This is a genomic window from Alishewanella sp. WH16-1 (assembly GCF_001441695.1).
In the GTDB taxonomy this organism is placed as follows: domain Bacteria; phylum Pseudomonadota; class Gammaproteobacteria; order Enterobacterales; family Alteromonadaceae; genus Alishewanella; species Alishewanella agri.
The window spans coordinates 16,058-36,954 of sequence record NZ_LCWL01000096.1 but is presented as its reverse complement, the minus strand read 5'-3'; the positions used below and the strand labels follow the sequence as shown (position 1 = coordinate 36,954).

20 protein-coding genes are annotated in these 20,897 nt (G+C 52.3%); 8 read left to right on the top strand and 12 right to left on the bottom strand.

From position 1 onward, the window contains the following. The first annotated feature begins 92 nt into the window (after nucleotides 1-92). Genes AAY72_RS09115 through AAY72_RS09100 form a run of 4 tightly spaced genes read left to right on the top strand, consistent with a single transcriptional unit; the run spans nucleotide 93 to nucleotide 6,557 of the window. Nucleotides 93-3,758 (top strand): ATP-binding protein, encoded by a 3,666-nt coding sequence (locus AAY72_RS09115; protein WP_057786988.1) that lies wholly within the window; start codon nucleotides 93-95, stop codon nucleotides 3,756-3,758. Then, on the top strand, nucleotides 3,758-4,378 hold the full coding sequence (locus AAY72_RS09110) for a hypothetical protein (RefSeq protein WP_008950362.1): 621 nt from the start codon (nucleotides 3,758-3,760) through the stop codon (nucleotides 4,376-4,378). Before AAY72_RS09115 ends, AAY72_RS09110 begins: the two co-directional genes overlap by 1 nt. Then, on the top strand, nucleotides 4,378-5,625 hold the full coding sequence (locus tag AAY72_RS09105; protein WP_057786986.1) for a hypothetical protein: 1,248 nt from the start codon (nucleotides 4,378-4,380) through the stop codon (nucleotides 5,623-5,625). Before AAY72_RS09110 ends, AAY72_RS09105 begins: the two co-directional genes overlap by 1 nt. Next, nucleotides 5,625-6,557: a Wadjet anti-phage system protein JetD domain-containing protein gene (locus AAY72_RS09100; RefSeq protein WP_057786984.1), complete on the top strand. Its 933-nt coding sequence runs from the start codon at nucleotides 5,625-5,627 to the stop codon at nucleotides 6,555-6,557. The genes AAY72_RS09105 and AAY72_RS09100 overlap by 1 nt, the downstream gene beginning before the upstream one ends. A gap of 566 nt (nucleotides 6,558-7,123) precedes the next feature. On the opposite strand, the gene AAY72_RS09095 is transcribed toward AAY72_RS09100, so the two are convergent. From AAY72_RS09095 to AAY72_RS09060, 9 genes are all read right to left on the bottom strand, one after another. After that, on the bottom strand, nucleotides 7,124-8,011 hold the full coding sequence (locus tag AAY72_RS09095) for a hypothetical protein (protein WP_057786982.1): 888 nt from the start codon (nucleotides 8,009-8,011) through the stop codon (nucleotides 7,124-7,126). Nucleotides 8,012-8,361: 350 nt separating this feature from the next. Then, a complete protein-coding gene (locus AAY72_RS09090) occupies nucleotides 8,362-8,883 on the bottom strand; it encodes a DUF2442 domain-containing protein (RefSeq protein WP_057786980.1) in 522 nt (173 codons plus the stop codon). Beyond that, complete coding sequence (locus AAY72_RS17050) at nucleotides 8,877-9,053, bottom strand: DUF4160 domain-containing protein (protein WP_156411310.1); 177 nt, start codon at nucleotides 9,051-9,053, stop codon at nucleotides 8,877-8,879. Before AAY72_RS17050 ends, AAY72_RS09090 begins: the two co-directional genes overlap by 7 nt. Before the next feature lie 149 nt (nucleotides 9,054-9,202). Beyond that, nucleotides 9,203-9,514 carry a nucleotidyltransferase family protein gene (locus tag AAY72_RS09085; RefSeq protein WP_008950370.1) on the bottom strand — a complete coding sequence of 104 codons (312 nt, stop codon included), beginning with the start codon at nucleotides 9,512-9,514 and terminating at the stop codon, nucleotides 9,203-9,205. Continuing rightward, entirely contained in the window at nucleotides 9,507-9,917 is a 411-nt protein-coding gene (locus tag AAY72_RS09080; protein WP_057786978.1) for a nucleotidyltransferase substrate binding protein, read from the bottom strand. Before AAY72_RS09080 ends, AAY72_RS09085 begins: the two co-directional genes overlap by 8 nt. A 178-nt stretch (nucleotides 9,918-10,095) precedes the next feature. Then, the gene (locus AAY72_RS09075; RefSeq protein WP_057786976.1) at nucleotides 10,096-10,434 is read right to left on the bottom strand and encodes a nuclear transport factor 2 family protein; all 339 of its coding nucleotides are present in this window, start codon (nucleotides 10,432-10,434) and stop codon (nucleotides 10,096-10,098) included. Next, nucleotides 10,421-10,804 (bottom strand): MAPEG family protein, encoded by a 384-nt coding sequence (locus AAY72_RS09070; protein WP_082628980.1) that lies wholly within the window; start codon nucleotides 10,802-10,804, stop codon nucleotides 10,421-10,423. The genes AAY72_RS09075 and AAY72_RS09070 overlap by 14 nt, the downstream gene beginning before the upstream one ends. Before the next feature lie 27 nt (nucleotides 10,805-10,831). Then, the gene (locus AAY72_RS09065) at nucleotides 10,832-11,449 is read right to left on the bottom strand and encodes a hypothetical protein (protein WP_057786972.1); all 618 of its coding nucleotides are present in this window, start codon (nucleotides 11,447-11,449) and stop codon (nucleotides 10,832-10,834) included. A gap of 65 nt (nucleotides 11,450-11,514) precedes the next feature. Next, nucleotides 11,515-12,069, bottom strand: coding sequence for a histidine phosphatase family protein (locus AAY72_RS09060; protein ID WP_057786970.1), 555 nt, complete (start codon nucleotides 12,067-12,069; stop codon nucleotides 11,515-11,517). A gap of 257 nt (nucleotides 12,070-12,326) precedes the next feature. Here AAY72_RS09060 and AAY72_RS09055 point away from each other — a divergent pair, with 257 nt between their 5' ends. From AAY72_RS09055 to AAY72_RS09045, 3 genes are all read left to right on the top strand, one after another. Continuing rightward, complete coding sequence (locus AAY72_RS09055) at nucleotides 12,327-13,046, top strand: polysaccharide deacetylase family protein (RefSeq protein ID WP_057786968.1); 720 nt, start codon at nucleotides 12,327-12,329, stop codon at nucleotides 13,044-13,046. A gap of 82 nt (nucleotides 13,047-13,128) precedes the next feature. Further along, nucleotides 13,129-14,574, top strand: coding sequence for a diguanylate cyclase (locus tag AAY72_RS09050; RefSeq protein ID WP_057786966.1), 1,446 nt, complete (start codon nucleotides 13,129-13,131; stop codon nucleotides 14,572-14,574). A gap of 13 nt (nucleotides 14,575-14,587) precedes the next feature. Next, nucleotides 14,588-15,208 (top strand): DUF2799 domain-containing protein, encoded by a 621-nt coding sequence (locus AAY72_RS09045; protein WP_008984818.1) that lies wholly within the window; start codon nucleotides 14,588-14,590, stop codon nucleotides 15,206-15,208. Between the two features lie 4 nt (nucleotides 15,209-15,212). Here AAY72_RS09045 and AAY72_RS09040 read toward each other — a convergent pair whose 3' ends face one another. After that, nucleotides 15,213-15,860 (bottom strand): hypothetical protein, encoded by a 648-nt coding sequence (locus tag AAY72_RS09040; RefSeq protein WP_057786964.1) that lies wholly within the window; start codon nucleotides 15,858-15,860, stop codon nucleotides 15,213-15,215. Nucleotides 15,861-16,026: 166 nt separating this feature from the next. Next, complete coding sequence (locus AAY72_RS09035) at nucleotides 16,027-17,085, bottom strand: carboxysome shell carbonic anhydrase (protein WP_057786962.1); 1,059 nt, start codon at nucleotides 17,083-17,085, stop codon at nucleotides 16,027-16,029. A gap of 195 nt (nucleotides 17,086-17,280) precedes the next feature. On the opposite strand from AAY72_RS09035, the gene AAY72_RS09030 reads away from it, so the two are divergent. Beyond that, nucleotides 17,281-17,637 (top strand): c-type cytochrome, encoded by a 357-nt coding sequence (locus AAY72_RS09030; protein WP_082628979.1) that lies wholly within the window; start codon nucleotides 17,281-17,283, stop codon nucleotides 17,635-17,637. On the opposite strand, the gene AAY72_RS09025 is transcribed toward AAY72_RS09030, so the two are convergent. Then, nucleotides 17,624-20,836, bottom strand: a complete 3,213-nt coding sequence (locus AAY72_RS09025; protein WP_231728939.1) for a DEAD/DEAH box helicase — start codon at nucleotides 20,834-20,836, stop codon at nucleotides 17,624-17,626. The two genes, AAY72_RS09030 and AAY72_RS09025, sit on opposite strands and share 14 nt — an antisense overlap. Between the last annotated feature and the right edge of the window lie 61 nt (nucleotides 20,837-20,897).

Sequence of the window (20,897 nt, the reverse complement as noted above, 5' to 3'; positions counted from 1 at the left end):
TTGAACTGGCAATTCCCGCTATTCCATGGATAATAACCGCCAAAATCAGAAGATAGCGGCGCTGCGATTCTGCGCCGCCGATAGGATGCGCTATGTCTCAATTACTTCGTATTGTGCTGATCCATACCCACCTGCCGGGTGTGGTGGAATTACAACTGGATCAGCATACTAATATTTGCGGTACCAACGCCTCGGGTAAAACCACGCTGCAGCGGCTGGTACCGGTATTTTACGGTGAACAGCCGAACCGGGTGGTGCCAAAAACCCGCAAAAAATTCGATGAATTTTATCTGCCTTATACCAACAGCTATCTGATCTATGAATACCGGCGCGAAAGCGGCGAAATTTGCCAGGTGGTGCTAACCCGGAAAAGCGACGGTGGTGTCGATTACCGCTTTGTCGGCGCGCCCTACCAGAGCGACTTTTATCTGCAGCACAGCAGCGAAGGCGCCAAAGGTATGAGCTACAGTGACTGGGCAGCGGCAATGCGCGCCCGCCCGGATGTACAGGTGTCACCCAAAATCAGTGCCACCAGCGAGTATCGCAGCATTATTCAGAACGATGCCGCCGCGCTACGCGGCAATAATGCCGATAGCCTTAAGCTGCGCCGCCTGGCCAGCAGTTACAGCCTGGTTGCCAGTGGCCATAAACTGCGGCATATCGAAAAGCTGGTCAGCGCCGTGCACGCCAAAGAAGGCAAAATGGATACGCTCAAAGCGATGCTGGCAGCGATCTTTGAAGAAGACGGCGTCACCCTGCCCACTACCAAGGTTAAAAACACTAAGGCGCGGGAATGGATCCAACAGATGCGGCAGTCAATGCGATTGGACCGACTGCAGCAGGATTTTGAGCGGCTGAAGCAACTGGCGCTACAACTCGACGGCAGCGAAGCCTTGTTAGCGGCGCTGCTACCGCTGTTGCAGGACGATGAGCAGCAGCAAAAACAACGTAAAGCCGATGCTGAAGCGCAGGTGCATCTGCTGCGGGGGCAGCTGCAAACCGCCAAAGACGTTTATAGTGCGCAGCAGCTGGAGCTGAGCAGCAAGCTGGCCCAGGCTGAAGCCGGTTTACATGAAACCAGCGCCCGGCTGGACCAATTGCAGCAGCGCTATGACGACTACGACAGCAAGGATATGCCAAAACTGCAGCGCGATACCGATGCCTTGCCTCTGTGGCGCGAAACCCTGCAGGAGCTGGCCGAACAGTATCAGCTGATGGTGGAACAGCACGGCGATTTAGAGCGCCAGCTGGAGCAACGCAAAGCCAAACTGGCCGAAGCCTTTAACCGCTTAAGTGAGCAACACCGCGCCAAGGCGCGCACCTTACAACAACAAAAAGATCAGACCCGCGAGCAGCAGGAACATAAGCTGGCGACGCTGGAGCAAGGCTTCCAGGGCCGCCTGCAAGAGGCCCAGCAGCAATATGCCGACCAGCTAACCCAGCTAAGCAGCCAGATCGCCGTATTACAAAGCCAGCTTAGCAGCCCGGCTTTAACCGAAGAGGAGCTGGAAGCGCAGCGCGTTGCCGAGCTGCGGCTGGAACAAGCGCAGCAACAGGCACAGCAGCAGGCCCGGCAACTGCAGCAACTACAGCAGCAGTATCAAAAAGCCCGCGAAGCACGCGAACAGGCCGATCAGCAACTGGAGCAAGGCCGCAAAGCACTGCACAGTGCCGAGCAACAGCTACAGCAACTGCACCGCCAGCTCAGTCCGGAACAAGGCAGTCTGCGGCATTTCCTGCGTCTGCACTACAATGGCTGGGAGCAAAAACTCGGTAAGGTGCTGGACGAGCGCCTGCTGGACCGGCAGGACTTACAGCCGCATCTGAGCGAGCTTAGCGACAACCTCTATGGCCTGACGCTGGAGCTGACTGCCATTGATACCCCGGATTATGCCCAGGATGAGGCCGCGATCCGCCACCGTATTCAGGCCGCCGAGCAGCAGGTACAACAACTGCAAAGCCAGAAACAGCTGGCCGAAAAGCTGTTAAAAGAGCGCTTTGAACAGGCCGAGCTATTGCGGGCTCAGGTCGAGCAGGCCGAGTGGCAGTTTACCCAGTACGAGCAGAATATCGAGTACGCCCGCGATGCCCGTAACCGCCTGCAGGCGCAGCAGCGTGAGCTGGTGACCCAGCGTCAGGCCAAAGTTAAAGCCGAGCTGTCTGCCCAGCAGCAACAGCTGGAAAAAACTAAGCAGCAACAGCAGCAGGACCTGCAGGCGCTAAAAGACGATCATCACAGCCAGCGCATGGAGCTAAAAGCCGACTGGCAGGCTGAGCTACAGGTGTTCGACGAGCAGATCGACGAGCTGGAACGGCAACTTGAACGCAAGCGCGATGATAACCAGCAGCAAATTAAAGAGCTGCAGCAAGCCTTTAATGAAGAACTGTCGGCGAAAGGCATCGACCCGCGCCGCCTGACCGAACTAAAACAGAAACAGGATCAGTTACGCGGCGAGATCAAAGCCGTTGAGAGCCGCCAGGATGAACTAACCGCCTGGCAAAGCTTTATGGCGCTGGACTGGCAGAAACTGCGGCCGCAGCTACTGGAGCAGGAAACCGGCTTAAAGCAACAGCTGCGTAGCAGCAAGCAGGCGCTGGAACAGTTAAAAACCGAATACAGCGCGAGCAGCAAACAGCTGGAAGAACAAAAGCGCAGCGTGCAGGAGCAGATGCAGCAAGCCGAGCACTTAGTGGCGCAGTTAAAGCCCGTGCTCTACAAGTTGCAGGAACTGCAGCTGGCCAGCATTACCCCGGCCGCGGCGAACCCGAGTGCAGATATCATTGAACGTCTGGCCCGGGCTAATGAAGCACTGGAGCAACGTAACAAACTGGAAAGCCTGCTAAAACAAGCACTGGCGCAGTTTGAGGGCATGCTTAGTAAAGACGCCGGCCCGGAGTTCCTCGACCGGCTGGAGCATGAAAAACGTAAGCTGCCCGACTATGCGAAAGAACGCGACCAGCTGCCGATTCTGCAAAACCTGCTGCAAATTCTGAAAGATGCCCAGCAACAGCTGCTGGAAATGGGCGAGAATATCGGCGGCGATCTGAAAAAATTCTTTACCGTCTTTAGCGATATTAACCGCCGCATTGCACTGCAAAGCCGCCGCTTAAGCGAAGCCGTGGCCGACGATCTGGTACTGGAAGGGATCAGCAAATCTGAAGTACGGATTTTATCGACCATCGACGAGCTGGGTTTCTGGCAGCCGCTGAAGCACTTTGCCAAGCTGTATGATGACTGGGGCGCCTCCGGTAAAGCCTTACCGTCGGAGCAGTATCTGAATGCGCTGGCCGATGTGGTGGAGCTGCTGCGCGCCGATGAGCAGTACAGTATAGAATCGCTGTTACGCCTTGAACTGCATTTAAGCGAAGGCGGCTCCGAGCTGGTAATTAAAAACGACCGTCAGCTACTGGAATCGTCCAGCCATGGTATGGCTTATCTGATTCTGTGTAAGTACCTGCTGGCCTTTACCCGCTTATTGCGCGGTGCAGCTAAGGTCACGATCCACTGGCCGATTGATGAAATCGGTACCCTGGCCTATCACAACGTCGAAAAGCTGTTTAAGGCCTGTAGCAGCAATCAGATCGTGATAGTCGGCGCCTTCCCGAACCCGGAATCCGATGTGTTAATGTTATTCCAGCACCGCTATTTAATTGAGCCGGACCAGCAAAATAGCAGCCTGCGCCGCCTGAAACGTATTCAACCCAAAATCAGCCGCTTAGCCGAGCGCTTAGCCAGTAAACAGCAGGAGGCCAACTGATGCTGCAACACGGACCCTTACTGGAACGCCTGCTGGCAGGCGATTTTATCTGCCGCATTACCGATGAAGATGCCTACCGGCATTTAAGTTTGGAGCAAACCCAGCAGGACATCAATCATTACCTGCGGCCGCTTAACCGCCGGCTGGTGAGTAATGATGACCAGAGCGTGTATTTTCTTGGCTACTACGAGCTGAGCAAAGAGGCACGCGAGCAGCTGAGTCAGCAATTTGCGCAAACGGTGCAGTCACTGCTGCCGCTGCTGGAATGGTTGCAACTGGTACAGGAAACCCTGGGTCGGGATAGCGCCCTGACTGCCGGCGATACCATCAAGTTGCAGGAGTTTGTGCTACGTACCGAAGATAACCAAAGCCTGCGCCAACGCCTGAATACGCTGGCCAGCGACCGCTTTTTTAATAGCCAGAGCGAGCAACTGGATAGTCAGGTAAAACTGATTTTCCGCCGCTTAAAAGAACATGGCTATCTGCTGCAGCCGCATGCCGACCGCCAGTACTATATCGTTACCGGTAAAATTGATTATCTGATTGATGTGATTCGCTTTATCCGCGATGAAGAACATCTGCCGGTGGAAGACACCCCGCAGCAGGAGGCATTACTCTGATGGCGCCGCTGGATCCGACCCCGGGCATCGCCTCCAACCTGTTTAATACCGGTGCTGAGCGGCTGGCTTTACTCGGCAAGTACCACAAGCAACTGATGCAGGGTTATCTGGATGGTTATGTCGATGAAACGGCCTTTAGCGAAGGGGCGCTGAAAAAGCTGATTGCCGCCCGTATTTTGTGGCGGCCAGACGAACAGCAACCGCTGGCACTGCGGCCTTTAGTCAGCGAGCTGATCGCCAGTATGGTCGCCGATGAAAATCGCCGCCAGATCAACGCCGATGTGGCCGAAAAACTGGAGCAAATCCGCAACCGGGTGCAGGCTTACCGCGATGCGCAGTACAAAGGCGACTATGCAGTGGCCGAGTTGCAGCTGCAGCGGTTAACTGAGCATGTGCATGACTTAAGCGGTCAGTTTGAAGAGGCGATCGACAGCCTGTGGCACCGGCTCAACAGCGACTTTGGCTTTGTTAGCAGCCTGGACGATAAAATTCGCGAAAACGAGCGCGCACAAAAACAACTGCGCCGCTTGCTCGATGGCCTGGATCTGCTCGACTTTACCGAACTGATTGAACTGTCGGAAGGTAATAACCATCTGCGTAAGCTGCTGGTCAGCCAGCTGCAAAGCCAGCTGAGCTCGCATCATAGCAGCTTGCTGGAAGTGCAAAAACGCCTGGTCGAGCTGCTGGCTAAATTCCGCCAGCAACAATCGCGATCCTTGCTGATTAGCAATATGGTGGCGTTTTTACGCCAGCATCCAAAGTATCAGCCGGCCGATTATCCCAACCGCAGCGAACTACCGGACCTGTTTAACCAGGCCAGTGCCATCCGGCCACAGGCCGCTATCGCGTTGGATAAAGCCAGTGAACGGCAAATACTGGCCGAACTGGTACGCGCCCTGCCACGGCAGGTTGCGGTAACGCTGTCTGATACGCCAAGCGCCAGCTTTAGTGAGCTGCTGCAGGATGAAGAAATCGCGGCCCGCCAGTTGGCACTAAAAACCGATGTCGAAAACTTCTATTTGCGGGTGATCGACCGCGGCGGCAGTTTAAGTGCGCTGGAGTATCTGACAGAGCAACAACTGCCTTGGGATAGCGAAATCTGGTTGTATCAAATTCTGGCTGAATATCAGGCGCTACCGGCTTCAGAAAAACAGATGTTCCGGCTACAACGCGAAGAAAGCCCGGCCAGCGCCGTTAACAGCCTGTACCTGATCCGCGATATCAGTATTGGTTTGCAGGCAGCTTGATGCATCAGGCTTTGGGGTTACAGGCGCTAAACTGGCTGTTAAAGCTGGAGCAACGCCTGCAACGCGACGGCAGTGCTGTCATCAAGGCCGACAGTAAGATCGCTGCTCAGGTAATTGCCTGGTGTATTGAACAGCAATTATTGCCGGCACACAGTGCGCGCTTACCAACAGTGCCATTTAACCGGGTGCTGTTAGAGCAAATTGCAAAGGCCCAGCAAGCGTTAGGGCAAGCCTGTTTCCGCCAGCCGTTAAGCAGTCAGGATCGACTGGAGCAAAGCTTATACAGCCAGCAAGAGCTAAAAGGCGCCGGCGCCAGCCCGCGCCAGCATCGGGTATTAATCAGGCTTAACACCCCGCTTTACGCTCAAGGCTTGCCAGCACTGCAGTTTAGCGATCTCGACTGGCAGCAACTGCCACTCAGCGAATATAGTACCTTATTAGTGGTCGAAAACCTGGATTGCTTCTATCAGTTGGAGCGTTTTACGCTGGCGCTACCGTACCCGCAGCTACTGATCATCTATCGTGGCGATAACCAGTATAGTAGCGGTGGTAAGGCACTGTCTGCTGCCTGGCAGCAAACCGGTAAACCCTGTGTCTATTTTGGCGATGCCGATTTAGCGGGGTTAAGCATCGCCATCAGTTTAGGTTGCAGCAGTATGCTCTTACCCGAGCTAAGCCTGTTCCAACAGGCTGCCAGCTCAGCGATGCTGGATGACAAGCAGTTAAAATTCCAAACCGGCCTAACAGCCATGACTATGCATCCGGCTTTTACTCCCTATCAGCAACTGGTCTGCCAACAATTGAAAGGCCTGCGCCAGCAACAGATGCAGGCGATGCCACTTACGCCGGTGCCGCTGCTAAACCCACCCCCGCAAATTACACCTTACTCCGACTCCGGTATACTTGCGTACCGGAGTCGCAACCTGCGATAGTGGGTGAGAAACGAATGCCCTCGTGTGCAAACAAAGCTTTAGCGAAGAAAAGAAGCTTTGTACCAAACGCAAAACCGCTCTCCCAAATAGCACCAAACCCCGACTCCGGTATGCTAGCGCACCGGAGTCGCGACCTGCGATAGTGGGTTAGAAGTTATTGTCCTCATGTGCAATCAAAACTTTAGCGAACAAAGTTGGCTTTGTACCAAACGCTAAACCACTCTCTCAAAAAGCACCAAACTGCGACTCCGGTATGCTTGCCGTACCGGAGTCGCGATCTGCGATAGTGGGTGAGAAACCATTGCCCTCATTTGCAAACAAAGCTTTAGCGAAGAAAAGAAGCTTTGTGCCAAACGCTAAACCGCTCTCTCTAAAAGCACCAAACCCCGACTCCGGTATGCTCGCGTACCGGAGTCGCGATCTGCGATAGTGGGAGGTACAACTAGTGTTTAACTTATAGCGAGAGTCTTAGCGCAGAAAAGGAGATTTATGTCAGTTTGTAGCCGTTCAAAATTTACAATGTGAAGGAACTTTTCCGTATTTATTGCGGACTCTCGAATTCGTTATCAATTGTATGATGTTTTTTCAAAGGTATGATCCCGCAATTTTATATTGAGTTTTTCTTCGAGATGGGCTTTGTAAAGCGGAGAGACCCTAAGCTCTATACCTCGACTTCCTCTAGCAGAAGCCGTTATACACGGAGTCGAATATTCGTGTAAGAAATTTAATATGTATGGCCGAACCCTTACAGCTATTTTGGATTTTTCTTCTGTACTCAAATCAGCAGATAGTAGTCTAATAAGAGAGATATCAGTAGCTTTGAGTCTGATAATAAACTCATCCACCTCTTTTTCTATTCCGTCTTTTAACCAAGCACCAACCATTTCATTTATTTCTGGAGTGATCTTTACAAGCGCACTCACTGAGTTAAATCTCTCGATGATTTGTAAAAATCCTAGGTTGAAAAGTGGTCCATCTAATGGTGCATCCAGATACGCTATGTCATTAGATTGGGAATAAACTTGCTCGCCATTCTTTCCTAGACTATCGAGATATACGTCTTTGAGAATTTGCTTTTCTCTCATGCTCAAGGCTTTCACCCTCACAAAAAAATCGGTCTTTAACTTTTCTATTGCTGCTTTTATCGATTGATCTTGTTCAGATTTTTTTTCTTTTTCTAGCTTCAACAGTTTATTTTTTGCATATCTTTTTTTGATTTCTTCCCAAAGCATTCCAAAGAGTAAGCTAATACCTTCACCCACCAGAGTTCCAACTCCAATAGCGAACAAGAGTGTCGCGAAAACTACGTAATCTGTTTGTATTCCGAAAAAATCAACAAAGCGATACTTAACAATTCCAATTAAGACTCCAACAACAGCTATATATTTTATCGCTGACTTCGGAGCCGTCAGCTGAGAAATAACTTTCAGAAATCCATTAGCAGTCTCACTCATTTACATCTTTTCCGTGTTTTGAACAAAGCTATGTCTCCTCTTTAAGTGCCTACTCAAATGCGAAAAGCAGCTTCGCCGAACAACCGCCTAGCGCTCGAATAGTCTTTATGGACCAAAAGCTAGCCACTAAATCAATTAAAGGTGCTTGTTCCACTATCGCAGATCGCGACTCCGGTACGCAAGCATACCGGAGTCGAAGTCAGGTGTAATTTGCGGGGGCGGGTTTAGCGCTCAAAGCAGCCTTTCCTCGCATCAGGACAGTCGCCACATCAACCAAAAGTGCCCACCCCACCATCCCAGATCGCGACTCCGGTACGGCAAGCATACCGGAGTCGAAGTCAGACTTGATACTATATATTTGATTTCTTGTTTGCCGCCGTTCGATCTTTAGCAAGCTCAATGACCGCATGCCCCAATTGTACCAGGGTGCCAAAGTTTGGTGTGGTTTCAGGCTTTAAGGAACGGTAAGCACTGGTGCGACTTTTTATGCCAGCCTTAGCAATAACCTGACCATGACCAAACTGCTCCACATAAGCGCGAATAGCGGCTTGCAGGATATCGGGACGCCCCTCCATCATTGACTCCCAGGAAGCTTGCTTGATTACAGTTTCCATCTCCTGAACGTCAAAACTTAACTCTGTCGGCTGATAAGAGCCCTGCGTAATATCACGCAATGTCGCAGATGACAGTTCATTACCACTCCAATTTAAAGCGCCGTCACTGGTCAATGAAAAGCGTTTAAAGTCTTTAACTTCGGAGAATGGCAACTTTTTAAAGTATACCGACAAGTCGGCATGCCCCTGGTAACCGTCATTGAAGGTCAGCTCTAATGTGTGGTCTGAAACAAAATCAACATCTATGACTTTCAACATACATCACCTAACTTCCCGGGATTTTCACCGTTTACCGCTTTATTCCACATCACCAGCAACTGTTCACGATGTTCGTAAATGTGGCTTTCAGCTCGTTTTCGTTGTTTATTGGGTAGGTTTATCGTGCTGTATATACTGTAGCACTGTATCCTCAAAGAGACAATCGCCATCAATATCTAAACGCATGGCATACCGCAAGATAGGAACCACAGCAACTAAAGGTGCTTATTTCACTATCGCAGATCGCGACTCCGGTACGGCAAGCATACCGGAGTCGGAGTCAGGTGTAATTTGTGGGATGTTCTGCCACTAAGACTGGTTACTGCTTAATTACCAGCTTTTGCGCCGCTATCAGCTGCCGAAACCGCTCAGAGGTGGTGGCCCAATCTACTAGATCGACTTTCCAAGGCAGGTCTGACTCACTAAAGGCTTCCGCCAGTTCGGCGAGTTGTGTCAGTGGCAGTGGCTGCTCATTGATAATAACCAGATCTAAATCGGAATAGGGCTTGGGATTACCCTGAACCCGTGAGCCAAAAGCCCAAACCTCATAGTTTGGTAGTAAGCGTTGCAAAATCGTGCTGACTTGACGCCATTCTTGCTCACTGATCAGCAAACTTTCAGGCTTAAGCATCGGCTAACCGCTTAGTTAATTCAGCAGCCAAAAACTGTACTTCACTGAGAAAGGCAGGGATGCCGGCAACTACTTGCAAGGCAATTTCTTCGTCGTAGGTATGGCTGGTTTTACTGCGCATATCACGATAACTTCGCCACGCTGGCCAGTCACCCTGTAATAACCCCTGCTCATTAGCACTGCGGATCAAATCAGCAAAAGGCATTTGATCGAACAGTTCAGGTGAGGGCGAACTATGCTCAAGATAGCGCTTTAGTATTTTATGACTGATTTCATAGGTAAACTCGAAGCGCTGCACCAGGCCATCACGGATCTGAATATCGCTGATATCCAGTTGATAGCGCTGCCAACCTTCTTGCAAACGAGCAATAGCTTTTAGTAAAGGGCTAATATCTAGAGACATAAGCAAACCCTAACCCATAAAAAAATTACGCTTAGCATAGCCCAGGTACCCGCTCAGTACCAGCGAGGTAGCAATGCTAAGCCAAGGCACTTACTTCACAGCAATACTGCCATATTTGTTTTGGGAATAAAGGGTATAGGGTAAGGCCACGGTATCGGCGACTAGCGAGAAACTGCCATTAGTCAGCAGCAAAAAACCAGGCCTGGCTAATCAGGCCCGCCTGGACCTCATAGACCACTGCCACTTCATAAGGTTCGTCCCGTAGCCCGGTCACGCGTTCATGATCGATGACTTTATTGCCAACGACCTGCCGGCTTAGTACTGCCGCCTGTAACTTTGGCAGGGTAAAACGCTCGGTAGCATAGAAGTGTGCCAGCGCCTCGCGCCCCTGCAAACTGGGCTCACTGGCCGGCATGCGGTAAATCCGCACATCCGGCGCATAACAGGCAATAAACTCGGCCAGATTATGCTGATTGTAAGCGGCGAGTTGCCGCGCCACCGGCTCAACGACTGACATAGAGCACCAGTATCGCCAGCGCGCTAAGCAACAACACGCTAAAGGTCAGCACCATGCCGATAACCCGGAATTTAAGCGGTTCAGGATCCTGACTCACCCCATAAGCATGGCTTAAGCGACCGAGCAGTAATAATGCGCCCAACAGGTGCAACCAAAGCCCGGCCAAACCGCTATATTCGGCCAGAAATAACAGCAACAGCGCAAAAGGCGTGTACTCGGCAAAATTGGCCTGCACCCGCATCGCCCGTTGCAGTGCACTATGGCCTCCCGAGCCTAATGCCACCTGTAAGCGACGACGCTGACGGATCACCGCCACACTTAACACCACAAACAGCACCGCCAGTAAGGCGGCATAGACTGCTGTAATCATAATTTCGCGACTCCCGCAACGTAGAGGTTATTCAGCATAGAACTCTGCTGCCAGTTGTTGTTTAAATTCGGCGCTTTGTTGCTGACAATAGGTAAAGGTTTGCTCCAGAATGGAGGTTTCCAGCTGGCCTTGCTGTTTTAAATTAAAGGCCTGCACAATTAACCGGGTAACTGCCGGCTTTTGTTCCTCACCTATAATCACCGCTTTAAAGTTACTCAGGGTCAGCGGTTGGCCATCCAACAGCGCAAAGCTTTGCACTACGGTGGTAGTCATATCACCACAGGCGGTAAGGTGCGTTGGGGTATTGCCTTCTTCTTCGAAAAACGAATACTCGCGATTCAGCTCAGCCGCACTAAAGCTGGCACAGCGCTGACTTACCTGCGCCATAACGGTGGTTTCGCTGACACCTTGTTGCCATAAGCCAAAAGCCTGCTCCGCCATTTGATACAAGGTGCTGCCCGGCAGTAAGCCCAGATTATTGGCCGTCAGGTTAAACGGATAACCCATTTGATACCACACAGAAGTACCGTGCACTGCCGCTGGCACCTGTAATTGACATTGTAACTCTGCCGAAACAGCCTGCGCCTTACTCACAGCACAAAATAGCCCGGCACTTAACAAGGCCAGTACCACAGCTTTACTCATAACGCGCCCCTGAATGTTGAAAAGCTGTTAACCACTATACAACAGCGAATAGGCATTGCAAGATACTAGCGCTCATCCAAACTTACGCTGGCGAGTACCTTCGCCGGCTGGGTTAGCGGTAAGGCTAAAATGGCACCGGCTGCCGATTGTGGGAAAATACCGGTCAGCGCAGTAAAATTGACCTGATGGCTAACCAGTACCAGCGGCATCTCGCTGGCCTTGGCAAAGTAGTCCAGCAGGGCCTGAGTTTGCTGTTGGCCATCACCGCGCCCGGCAAAAAATGAATTCAGCGCCGGCAGCGGTTGCACCGGCGCTATCGCCATCAACTGCGCCGTTTCCAGGCAACGGCACCACTGGCTGCTATAAAGCCGGATGTCACCACTGTACTGCTGGAGTAATTTTTGCCCCCAGGCTTTAGCTTGCTGCCGCCCCTGTTGATTCAAATTGCGCTGTGTCTGGCAGTCCTGTAATTGAAAACCGGCCGGATCACCGGTACCCGGCGCGAGGGCATGCCGTAACATTAATACCGCCTTGCCCTCACGCCAGGCCTGCCAGGCTGCATCATCGGCCATAGCAGCGGTCGAGAGCAGCAATAACCAGCAACAGAATAATGATCGCATCGCAAAATCCCGCTATAAAATACTTAGTAAGTACGACAAAGCTCGGGGGAGAGATTGCTGACATGCGACGAAAAGTATGGCTAAGTGTGCTGGGCGCTATCCTGGTGCTCGCTTATTACTTCTGGCCTAGCAGCCACTATCCGGCACACTTTATCGAGCCGCACCCGGTACTGGCAGAATAAATTTTCAACATTAATTGGCAGTTCAGCTCCGATATACCAAACTGGATATTAATCTGGTTTGCACAAGGACGTTCAATGCAAAAACGCACCGCCGCTGTTACAACCGTCTCACTGTTCTTACTGCTGTTACTTGGCTTGTATCAACTGGCGTCATCACGGCAGTATCAGCTGTTTGGCGAGCTGATCGCCCGGGTGGAAACAGAACAGCCGTTAATTGCCCTTACCTTTGACGATGGCCCCTCTGAGCGATATACCGCCGAGGTGGTTGAACTGCTGGCACGCTATCAAGTGCCGGCCACATTTTTTGTCACCGGCCACGAACTCGCACGCCATCCGGAGCAAGGCCGCTTGCTGGTGCAGGCCGGGCATCAGTTGGGCAATCATAGCTATACCCATAAGCGTATGTTACTGGTATCACCGGCAATAGTGGCGTCAGAAGTTGAGCGCACTGATCAGCAAATCCGGCAGGCTGGTTTTACCGACGAGATCCTGTTTCGGCCACCTTACGGCAAAAAACTGTTCACCCTGCCCTGGTATCTTAGCCAGCAGCAGCGCAAAACCATAATGTGGGATTTAGAGCCAGAGTCCGAGCCAAAGCTGGCAGCGGATCCAGAGGCGATGGCGGCGGCGGTGATTGCCAACGCCCGCCCCGGTAGTATTATCCTGTTACATGTGATGTACCAAAGCCGGCAAAGTTCACGCGAGGCACTGCCGCTCATTATCGAGGGGCTGCAGGCGAAAGGTTATCGCTTTGTTACTGTGAATGAATTAATCACCAAGCAGGTCAGTAAATAATCAGCTACCGGCAAATAAAAAGCAGCCTATAGTCGACAACAGAAATACCGTATACACTGGAACAAAAAGTAGGCTAAAGGATATGCCTGTTACCGTGATAGCTCCCAATGCTCGCGCATTTTTGTTGCAACTGACGATTATTCTGACGTGGATTTTGTTATATGAAGCGGCAGATATTCTCGCTTACAGTCCTCATGCCAGCTTGTGGTATCCCCCGGCAGCGCTAAGCTTCGCAGCACTAACGTTATTCGGATGGCGCGCTTTGCCAGCAATTTTTATTGCCTGTGTCCTGATCAGCCTGCGTCATATTGAGCTTTATCATCCTGCGGACTCGGTGCCTTATTTACAGGCATTGTATCCTTCTCTGGCTCACAGTTTAAGTTATCTTTGCGGCGCGCTGGGGCTGCGTACATTAGTCATCAGACAACACCTGCGCTACACAGGTATCGTGGTCAGCTTTTTAATTCTGGCCGCGGTGGCGGCTTTAGCAGCAGCACTAAGTGGTGTTTGGTCATTGCAGTGGGCCGGCTTACTCAGCGATAGCGAGCGCTCCGCTATCTGGTTGGGATGGTGGCTCGGCGATCTGGTCGCAATCCTGTCGCTGACACCGCTGCTGTTTCTGTTGCTGGATAAGCTAAATGGTGCACAAAGTGTCGTGCGGATTGGCCGTTTGGTACCTGCTATTCCGGGTAAGTGGCGAGACTATGCCTTTAAGCTCTCCCTGGCACTTATCGCGATCTGCTGCTCGATGTTGTTAGCGCAACAAATTCGTCAGCTGGAAATCACCTTTTTAATTTTCTTCCTGATTTTACCCGCCATGTGGCTGGTTTATACCGAATCGGTCTGGCGAAGTTTCAGTGGCCTGGCACTTATCAGCCTCGCTATTGTGGTACTGATGCGGGTACTACAGGTTACTGATTATGCCGCCGTTTATCAGTTCACGATTGCCATGATTTCCGCCAGCATGTTGTATGGCTCGGCAGTGCCGTTGCTGCATGCGACCAATCAACAACTGAAACAGAGCCTGACTATTGATCCTCTTACCGGCATACTCAGCCGGCAAGCCTTTATTGAACAAGCCGAGCTGGTAATGGGCCGTGCCGGACGACGTAATACCAAGCTTTGCCTGACGGTGCTGGATCTTGATCATTTTAAGCGCGTTAATGACGTACTCGGTCATCAGGTTGGTGACCAGGTGCTACAGCAGGTGTGTCGAAAACTACAAACGCAATTGCGACAACAAGATTTACTCGGTCGTTTTGGTGGTGACGAGCTAATGTTACTCTTGCCAGAAACCAATGCTGTGGAAGCTGCGCTGTTGTGTGAACGTTTACGACAAAGCATTGAAAAGCTGCAGATTAAAGTAATTGACCAACAAGTGACCGCAAGTTTTGGTATTTGCGAACAACAACCAAATGAGAGTTTTAATCAGTTGTTTGCCCGGGCAGATAAAACACTGCTACAGGCGAAACAACGTGGTCGAAACCGGATTGAAATCATAGCAGCAGACGATTTTGCGACTTTATAAGGGACAACCCGAGATGTTGAAACAAATTTTATTACCACTCTGCTTAATCAGTCTGCTACTGGCTGGCTGTAGTAGCCTGGACCAGGCGGGTTGCCTAAATGCCGATTGGCGTACGCTCGGCTTTGAAGATGGCATAAAAGGCCGCAACGAGAGCCAGATCAGCAACTATCGTCAAGACTGTGCCAAACATGGGGTCACACCGGATCTGGCCGCTTATCGAGCTGGCCACTATGAAGGTTCAGCACAGTTTTGTACCGCCAAAAATGGCTTTGCCCAGGGTCGCAACAATCATCGCTATCAGAATAGCTGCCCACCTGAATTCGCCAGTGCTTTTATGGCAGGTTATCGGGATGGCCAAACGCTGTATCAGGCCAAAACTCAACTTGACGGTGCGCATAACGAGTTACGCGACATACAACAGGAAATCTATGAACTGGAGAGCAGTATCGCCAAGCTCAATGAGCAGCTGGTCGCAGACGGCCTGACTCGCGAACAACGAATTACGATCCGCGATGAGTTAGCCAAACTAAATGAAAGTCTGGGACAGGCCAATCTGGTGAGAGATGAGCTGGCGGCGGCTATCATCGTCTATCAGAACGAATTTAGCCGCCTGCAGCAACACTTTAGCTACTAGATACCTAGTTCTCACGCACCACCCGGGCAGCCAGACTGGCATTTTCCAGCTTTAGCTGTACCGGCTGACGCAGGATAATTTTCCCTTCCACACGCGAGTCGGCACTGATGGTCAGAGTCGGCTGGTTGCTGTCATCTTTACCAAACCAACCGCTTTGACGTTTGCGCTCAGCATAAATCAGATCGCCCTTTACCACTGTCCCCGCCAACAGACTGATATTGCCGTTTACAGTTTCCAGCTTGCCGCCGACTTCGCTGCCGCTTAAACGGATACTGCCATTGACCGTACTAATATCGGCTTTAATGGTCGAGCCCGCCGCCGTTTCAATACTGCCATTCACTGTGCTTAAACCACCTTGTACCGTTAAATTTTGTGCCGCTTTAATACTGCCATTCACCGTTTCGGCACTGTCAATCTGTACCTGCTCCGCCAGACGGATGCTGCCATTAACGGTGGAGACCTTGCCCGCCCGGCTTTGTTCATTCAGGCTGATACTACCATTTACCCGCGAGACATCGCCTTGCTGCGCCGTGCCCTGATAACTCCCATTGGTCTTTTCCGCGGCGTCAACCACGACAATGCAGCCGCTTAACAGGCCGCTAAACACTAATACCGGCACTAACCATAGTTTTTTATTTTTTACGTTATGCATTTTATTATTCGCCTCTGTTTTAACCTGATTGATTGCTATCGACCGGTTAAGGCAAATTTACGGCCAAAATTTATAGCAAATAAAAACAGATACTTATACTGCACCAATTCAGCAAGCCGCCAGGCCAAAACCACTATTTAGTAAAAATCACCAAGTTTTAGCCAGCTTATAACCACTCCAGCCGCCGCTCTGGCCAATACATCACGGCACTGCGGCTTTGCAGCAGCGGCAATAATGCCGGTTCCTGTTCGGCAATCACCGTTTTAGCAAACTGACAGAAAAACGCGGCCTTTAACTCAGCGCGGCGTCGGTCAATGCCGGCCTGTTGATAAGGTACTGAGGCCAGCAGTAAGACGCCATCTGCCGGGATCCGCTGCTGCTTGATATTATTGAGGATGATCGCGGCGGCCTTTTTCACCGGCTGCGACAGGTCCGGGCTAAAGGGGCCGATAATGAGGGCAATATTAGGCACATGCAGAAAATCAAAGCCACGCCCCAGACAGAGCATCCACTCCCGATGCTCAATATCCAGCTGCCGCCGTTGTTGCCGCTGCAAGGCGCTGTGCCGCAAATTACCGAGCAGCAGAGGCAGCAAATCGCGCTGCATCGCCGCTGGCAATAACGGGCAGAGTTGTTGCAATAAGGCCGGTAACTGCGGGCTCAGGTCCGGACTGTACTGGCTTAAATCCAGCATCCGGCCAGTACTGCCATGCAATACCAGCGCGTCGCTGTCGGTTTCAAAACCAACCACCAGCGCATAACACTGTTCACTGGCGGCAAAAATGCTCTGTAGCTGGTCGCGGATCTGCAGCGCTTGCGCCAGTGCGGCATCACGATCATGTTGAAAGCCGGCACAACCGCGCTCTCTGGCACCGGCTGAGAAATGATAGCTAATCAGTATCAGCACCGGCCTGCCTCGCGCCAGCGCCTGATTGATATCATCGCACAGCAAATCGCCCAGATACGGCCAGCCGAGGTTAAAAATGCCACCCAAATTGCGGTAGGGCTGAATAATCCCCAGCGGCGTTTGGGTAGCATGCGGCAGATGGATCCGGCCATCCATGCATTTTAGCGCAATAATTTTAGTTGGATGCTGCGCCAGATAAGCCTCGCGGGCAGCGGTGCCGGCAATAAAGGCCGCACTATGCCGGCTGGCTAACTGCTCCAGCCAGCTTAGCCGGTCAGCAAAAGGTTGTTGATGCAGCTCTGGGGTAGCGTCTGACATAGGGCATCCGTTAAGTTAAGCTGCATTAACCATAACAGAAAAATTGCAGGGCTTGTTGCCGCTTGCTGCTGCAACTTTAGTCGAGGTACTGCGTGTGTCACTACCCGTTTTGGCTAACTGGGCAATAGTAAAATTTTATGGCAGGCTAGGACATATTGATGTTTGCGGATTCAGCTTATAAAAAGGAACGGAGTAATGCGCTGTGGTTTGTTATTAGGAGCAGTATTGGGTTTAGCGGCCTGCGGTAAGCCCGCCCCTGAGCCGGAGTTAACGGCACGTTTTACGCCTGAACAGCAGCAGTTACTGCAGCAGGGCAGCCTGCGTGCCCGCAGTTGCGCGGCGTGCCATGGCGCTAATGGTATCTCGCGCCAGGCGTTATACCCCAGTCTGGCTGGCTTACCAGAAGCACAGCTGACTGAGGCATTGCAGCAATATCGCGATGGCAGTCGCAAACATGCGTTAATGAGCCCGCAGGCGCGCGGCCTGACCGATGACGATATTGCGCTGCTCGCCGCTTATTATGCGCTGTTGCCCGGCCCTAGTCAGCCATAAACAGCGCCAGCAGATCCTCGGCATTACCCTGCCATAGCTGGCCCTTGCCGCTGCTAAGCAGTTGATCGGCCAGTCCCTGCTTGTATTGCTGCAGTTGTTGGACTTTTTCTTCTACCGTATTGCGGGCAATCAGTTTGTACACAAAGACCGCTTTATCCTGGCCGATGCGATGGGCGCGGTCAGTGGCCTGATTTTCTGCCGCCGGGTTCCACCAGGGATCATAATGGATCACGGTGTCGGCAGCCGTCAGGTTCAGGCCGGTACCACCGGCTTTTAAACTGATTAAAAAGACTTCTGTTTCACCCTGTTGAAAGGCATCAATTTGTTGCTGCCGGTTTTTGGTCTGGCCGGTTAACTTACTGTAACTGATGCCGAGAAATTGCAGCTCTTGCTCAATCAGGTGCAGCATGCTGGCAAACTGGCTGAATAGCAGTACCCGCCGGCCTTCTTCAATCATTTCCGGCAGATTCTCCCGCAACCAACTGAGCTTGGCGTTATGCCGCACCAACTGCGCCTGCTCGATCGGTACCAGGCGGGCATCACAGCAAGCCTGACGCAGTTTCAGCAAGGCGTCCAGAAACTCGATCTGGCTGGCGGCAACGCCTTTACGCAAAAACAGCTCCCGTACCTTGGTTTCCATAATCAAGCGGATACTTTCATACAGGTTGCGCTGATCGGCTTCCAGCTCCAGCAGCTGGACAATTTCGGTTTTCTCGGGCAACTCCGCGGCCACCTGGCGTTTGGTGCGGCGCAGCATAAAGGGAGCCACTTTTTGTTTTAATGCCTGTGCCCGCTCGGTATCGGCATGTTTCTCAATCGGTTTGCGATACACCTGGGTAAAGTGGGCTTCGGTGCCAAGCAGCCCCGGCAATACAAAGTCAAACAGTGACTTTAATTCTCCCAGGTGATTCTCCAGCGGCGTGCCCGACAAGGCCAGGCTAAAGTCGCGTTTTAACGCCCGCACGCTCTGCGCGGCCTGACTGCCGGCATTTTTAATATGCTGGGCTTCATCCAGCACCACCACACTAAAAGCGTGCTGCCGGTACAGCGGCAGATCCCGCACCAGCAGCGGATAGCTGGTCACCAGCACATCGAACTCTGCCAGTTGCTCAAACAAAGGCCGGCGTTTGGCACCGTAAATTTGCAGGACCCGCAGCGCCGGGGTAAAACGCGCCGCTTCATTCTGCCAGTTGCCAAGGAGTGAGGTCGGGCAAACAATCAGCGCCGGCTGGGTTAAACGCCCCTGCTGCTTTTCGTGCAACAAGAAACTTAAGGTCTGCAGGGTTTTACCCAGCCCCATATCATCGGCCAGAATACCGCCCAGGCCAAAGTGGCGTAAAAACACCAGCCAGTTTAAACCCTGCTGCTGATAGCTGCGCAGTGTCGCCTGCAGACCTGTTGGCAGCGGCACCTCGCTAATACCCTGAAAATTGTGTAACTGCTCGTTCAGACGCTGCAGGCGGTTAGCATTCAGATACTGAATTTCCGCCGCACCGGGTGGCGGCAGGATCGCGGCTTTATAGTCTGGTAACTCCAGCGTTAGCGGCGATTTCTGTAAGTTCAGCAGCTCAACGATGGTATCAATCAGCGGCTGAATTAATGCCATCGGGATCGCCAGTTTGCCCTGCGGCAGACTCAGCCAGATGGTTTCACCGGCGGTGGGCAGGCCATAATGCCGCAGATACTGACTAATTAACGGTAATAACGGCACCTGCTGACCACTGACATCGACCTGGATCGCCAGCTCGAAACCGCTGTGCTTACCGTCACTGACCTGTAAATAGGGCTTGGCATCCAGAATTTGCAGATTAAAGTCACTGTCCTGCTCAATGCGCCAGCCTTGCTGCCGCAGTTCGGGCAAGGCTTCCAGCAGCGGTTGCCATAGCTCTGGATTATCCGGCCCTTCCCCTATTGAGAAGGCGCTGAGCGTATTCGCCGGTGCCGGCAGTTCACAACTGACCAGCCCCAGTGCCAGCAATTGCTCTAAAGCGGCCACTTCCACGCCACGCTGGCGTAGCACAAAAATACTCTGCGCCGCCGTTACGATCTCAGTTTGCCGCTGCTGTAAATTCAGCGGTAGCCGGTGGGCGCCATAATCAAAGGCCAGAATAGCGACGGGTCTGGCCGGCATTTTCGGTTGCTGCACCCGCATTTGCAGTGCCAGCACCGGTACCGGTGCCACATCCAGTTGACTGGCGGCAGCGCCCTCCGGCAGCGGTAAGGTGACTGCCGGGAATAGCTTTTGCAGCTGGCCCAGCCGCTGGGTTAGCTGTGCCGGCGGGATCAGTGGCATCTTACTCAGCAGTTTTAACTCGCGCCCCGTTAATGCCGTATCCAGCGGGCCCAGTTCATAATGATCGGTATTGATAAAACAGGGCGGTTCGGTAAAGATTGGCTGATTCGCCTCATCTTCTGCGATCTGACACTGCAGCCGTTGTCCGCCACTGCTGGCCTGCCAGCTCAGTTGCAGCGGTCTCGCCTCCTGCCAGCTTAAGGGTTGCCGGGCTTCGCCAAAATAGCAGCGGCCGGTTGCCAGAAACGCCTGTAACAACTCATAACCCCAGCGCCCCTCAAGTAAATGCTGATCCTGTTGATTGTGGGAGCGGAATAATGTCAGTAAGCGGTAGTCTTCTTCGGCCAGCCAGCTTGGCGGCTGTGGCGCGACCAGATCGTACTTACCCAAAGGCTGGCCTTTACTGTAGCCGCCTTTTTTCAGCACCTTGACCCGTCGCGGATAGAGCTGCAAACCACTTTGGCCATAACTCAGTAAATACAGGATACTCTCTTCGCTGCTGGCAGCGTCAGGTTCGCGTACCTTGGCCACTTCAGCAAACCAGTTGTCCAGCTGCAACAACGGCATTTGTTTGATCCGCAGTTGCTGCTGCGCATAATCGCGCTTTAAGCGCAGCAGTACAGCCAGCACATGCTTACAGCGGCCGCCGACCGGGCAACTGCAACTATCTTCCAACTGCCACTGCCCTTGTTGTTCACGCAGACCGATTTTTTGCCGGTAAGGCGCAAAGCCGGCGCCCCATACCTGGGCGCTGATTTGACTCAGATCGTCGTTGTATTCCAATTTCAGCACTTTACCGGCCTGCAAATAAGCGCGGGCACGATGGACCGTCGCCGGATCAAACCACTGCAGCAGCTTGGCATCCGACAATGGGAAATTGGTATCAACAGGATCTTGCTCAGACACGTTTTTCTCGGCGTAACACAACAGGCAAAAGACCTATGCTACCGTAAAGGCAGCACAGACC

Excerpts from the sequence above, each read along its gene's own strand:
- AAY72_RS09115 (WP_057786988.1), top strand. The coding sequence starts at position 93 with ATGTCTCAATTACTTCGTATTGTGCTGATCCATACCCACCTGCCGGGT.
- AAY72_RS09110 (WP_008950362.1), top strand. The coding sequence starts at position 3,758 with ATGCTGCAACACGGACCCTTACTGGAACGCCTGCTGGCAGGCGATTTT.
- AAY72_RS09105 (WP_057786986.1), top strand. The coding sequence starts at position 4,378 with ATGGCGCCGCTGGATCCGACCCCGGGCATCGCCTCCAACCTGTTTAAT.
- AAY72_RS09100 (WP_057786984.1), top strand. The coding sequence starts at position 5,625 with ATGCATCAGGCTTTGGGGTTACAGGCGCTAAACTGGCTGTTAAAGCTG.
- AAY72_RS09095 (WP_057786982.1), bottom strand. The coding sequence starts at position 8,011 with ATGAGTGAGACTGCTAATGGATTTCTGAAAGTTATTTCTCAGCTGACG.
- AAY72_RS09090 (WP_057786980.1), bottom strand. The coding sequence starts at position 8,883 with ATGTTGAAAGTCATAGATGTTGATTTTGTTTCAGACCACACATTAGAG.
- AAY72_RS17050 (WP_156411310.1), bottom strand. The coding sequence starts at position 9,053 with ATGGCGATTGTCTCTTTGAGGATACAGTGCTACAGTATATACAGCACG.
- AAY72_RS09085 (WP_008950370.1), bottom strand. The coding sequence starts at position 9,514 with ATGCTTAAGCCTGAAAGTTTGCTGATCAGTGAGCAAGAATGGCGTCAA.
- AAY72_RS09080 (WP_057786978.1), bottom strand. The coding sequence starts at position 9,917 with ATGTCTCTAGATATTAGCCCTTTACTAAAAGCTATTGCTCGTTTGCAA.
- AAY72_RS09075 (WP_057786976.1), bottom strand. The coding sequence starts at position 10,434 with ATGTCAGTCGTTGAGCCGGTGGCGCGGCAACTCGCCGCTTACAATCAG.
- AAY72_RS09070 (WP_082628980.1), bottom strand. The coding sequence starts at position 10,804 with ATGATTACAGCAGTCTATGCCGCCTTACTGGCGGTGCTGTTTGTGGTG.
- AAY72_RS09065 (WP_057786972.1), bottom strand. The coding sequence starts at position 11,449 with ATGAGTAAAGCTGTGGTACTGGCCTTGTTAAGTGCCGGGCTATTTTGT.
- AAY72_RS09060 (WP_057786970.1), bottom strand. The coding sequence starts at position 12,069 with ATGCGATCATTATTCTGTTGCTGGTTATTGCTGCTCTCGACCGCTGCT.
- AAY72_RS09055 (WP_057786968.1), top strand. The coding sequence starts at position 12,327 with ATGCAAAAACGCACCGCCGCTGTTACAACCGTCTCACTGTTCTTACTG.
- AAY72_RS09050 (WP_057786966.1), top strand. The coding sequence starts at position 13,129 with ATGCCTGTTACCGTGATAGCTCCCAATGCTCGCGCATTTTTGTTGCAA.
- AAY72_RS09045 (WP_008984818.1), top strand. The coding sequence starts at position 14,588 with ATGTTGAAACAAATTTTATTACCACTCTGCTTAATCAGTCTGCTACTG.
- AAY72_RS09040 (WP_057786964.1), bottom strand. The coding sequence starts at position 15,860 with ATGCATAACGTAAAAAATAAAAAACTATGGTTAGTGCCGGTATTAGTG.
- AAY72_RS09035 (WP_057786962.1), bottom strand. The coding sequence starts at position 17,085 with ATGTCAGACGCTACCCCAGAGCTGCATCAACAACCTTTTGCTGACCGG.
- AAY72_RS09030 (WP_082628979.1), top strand. The coding sequence starts at position 17,281 with ATGCGCTGTGGTTTGTTATTAGGAGCAGTATTGGGTTTAGCGGCCTGC.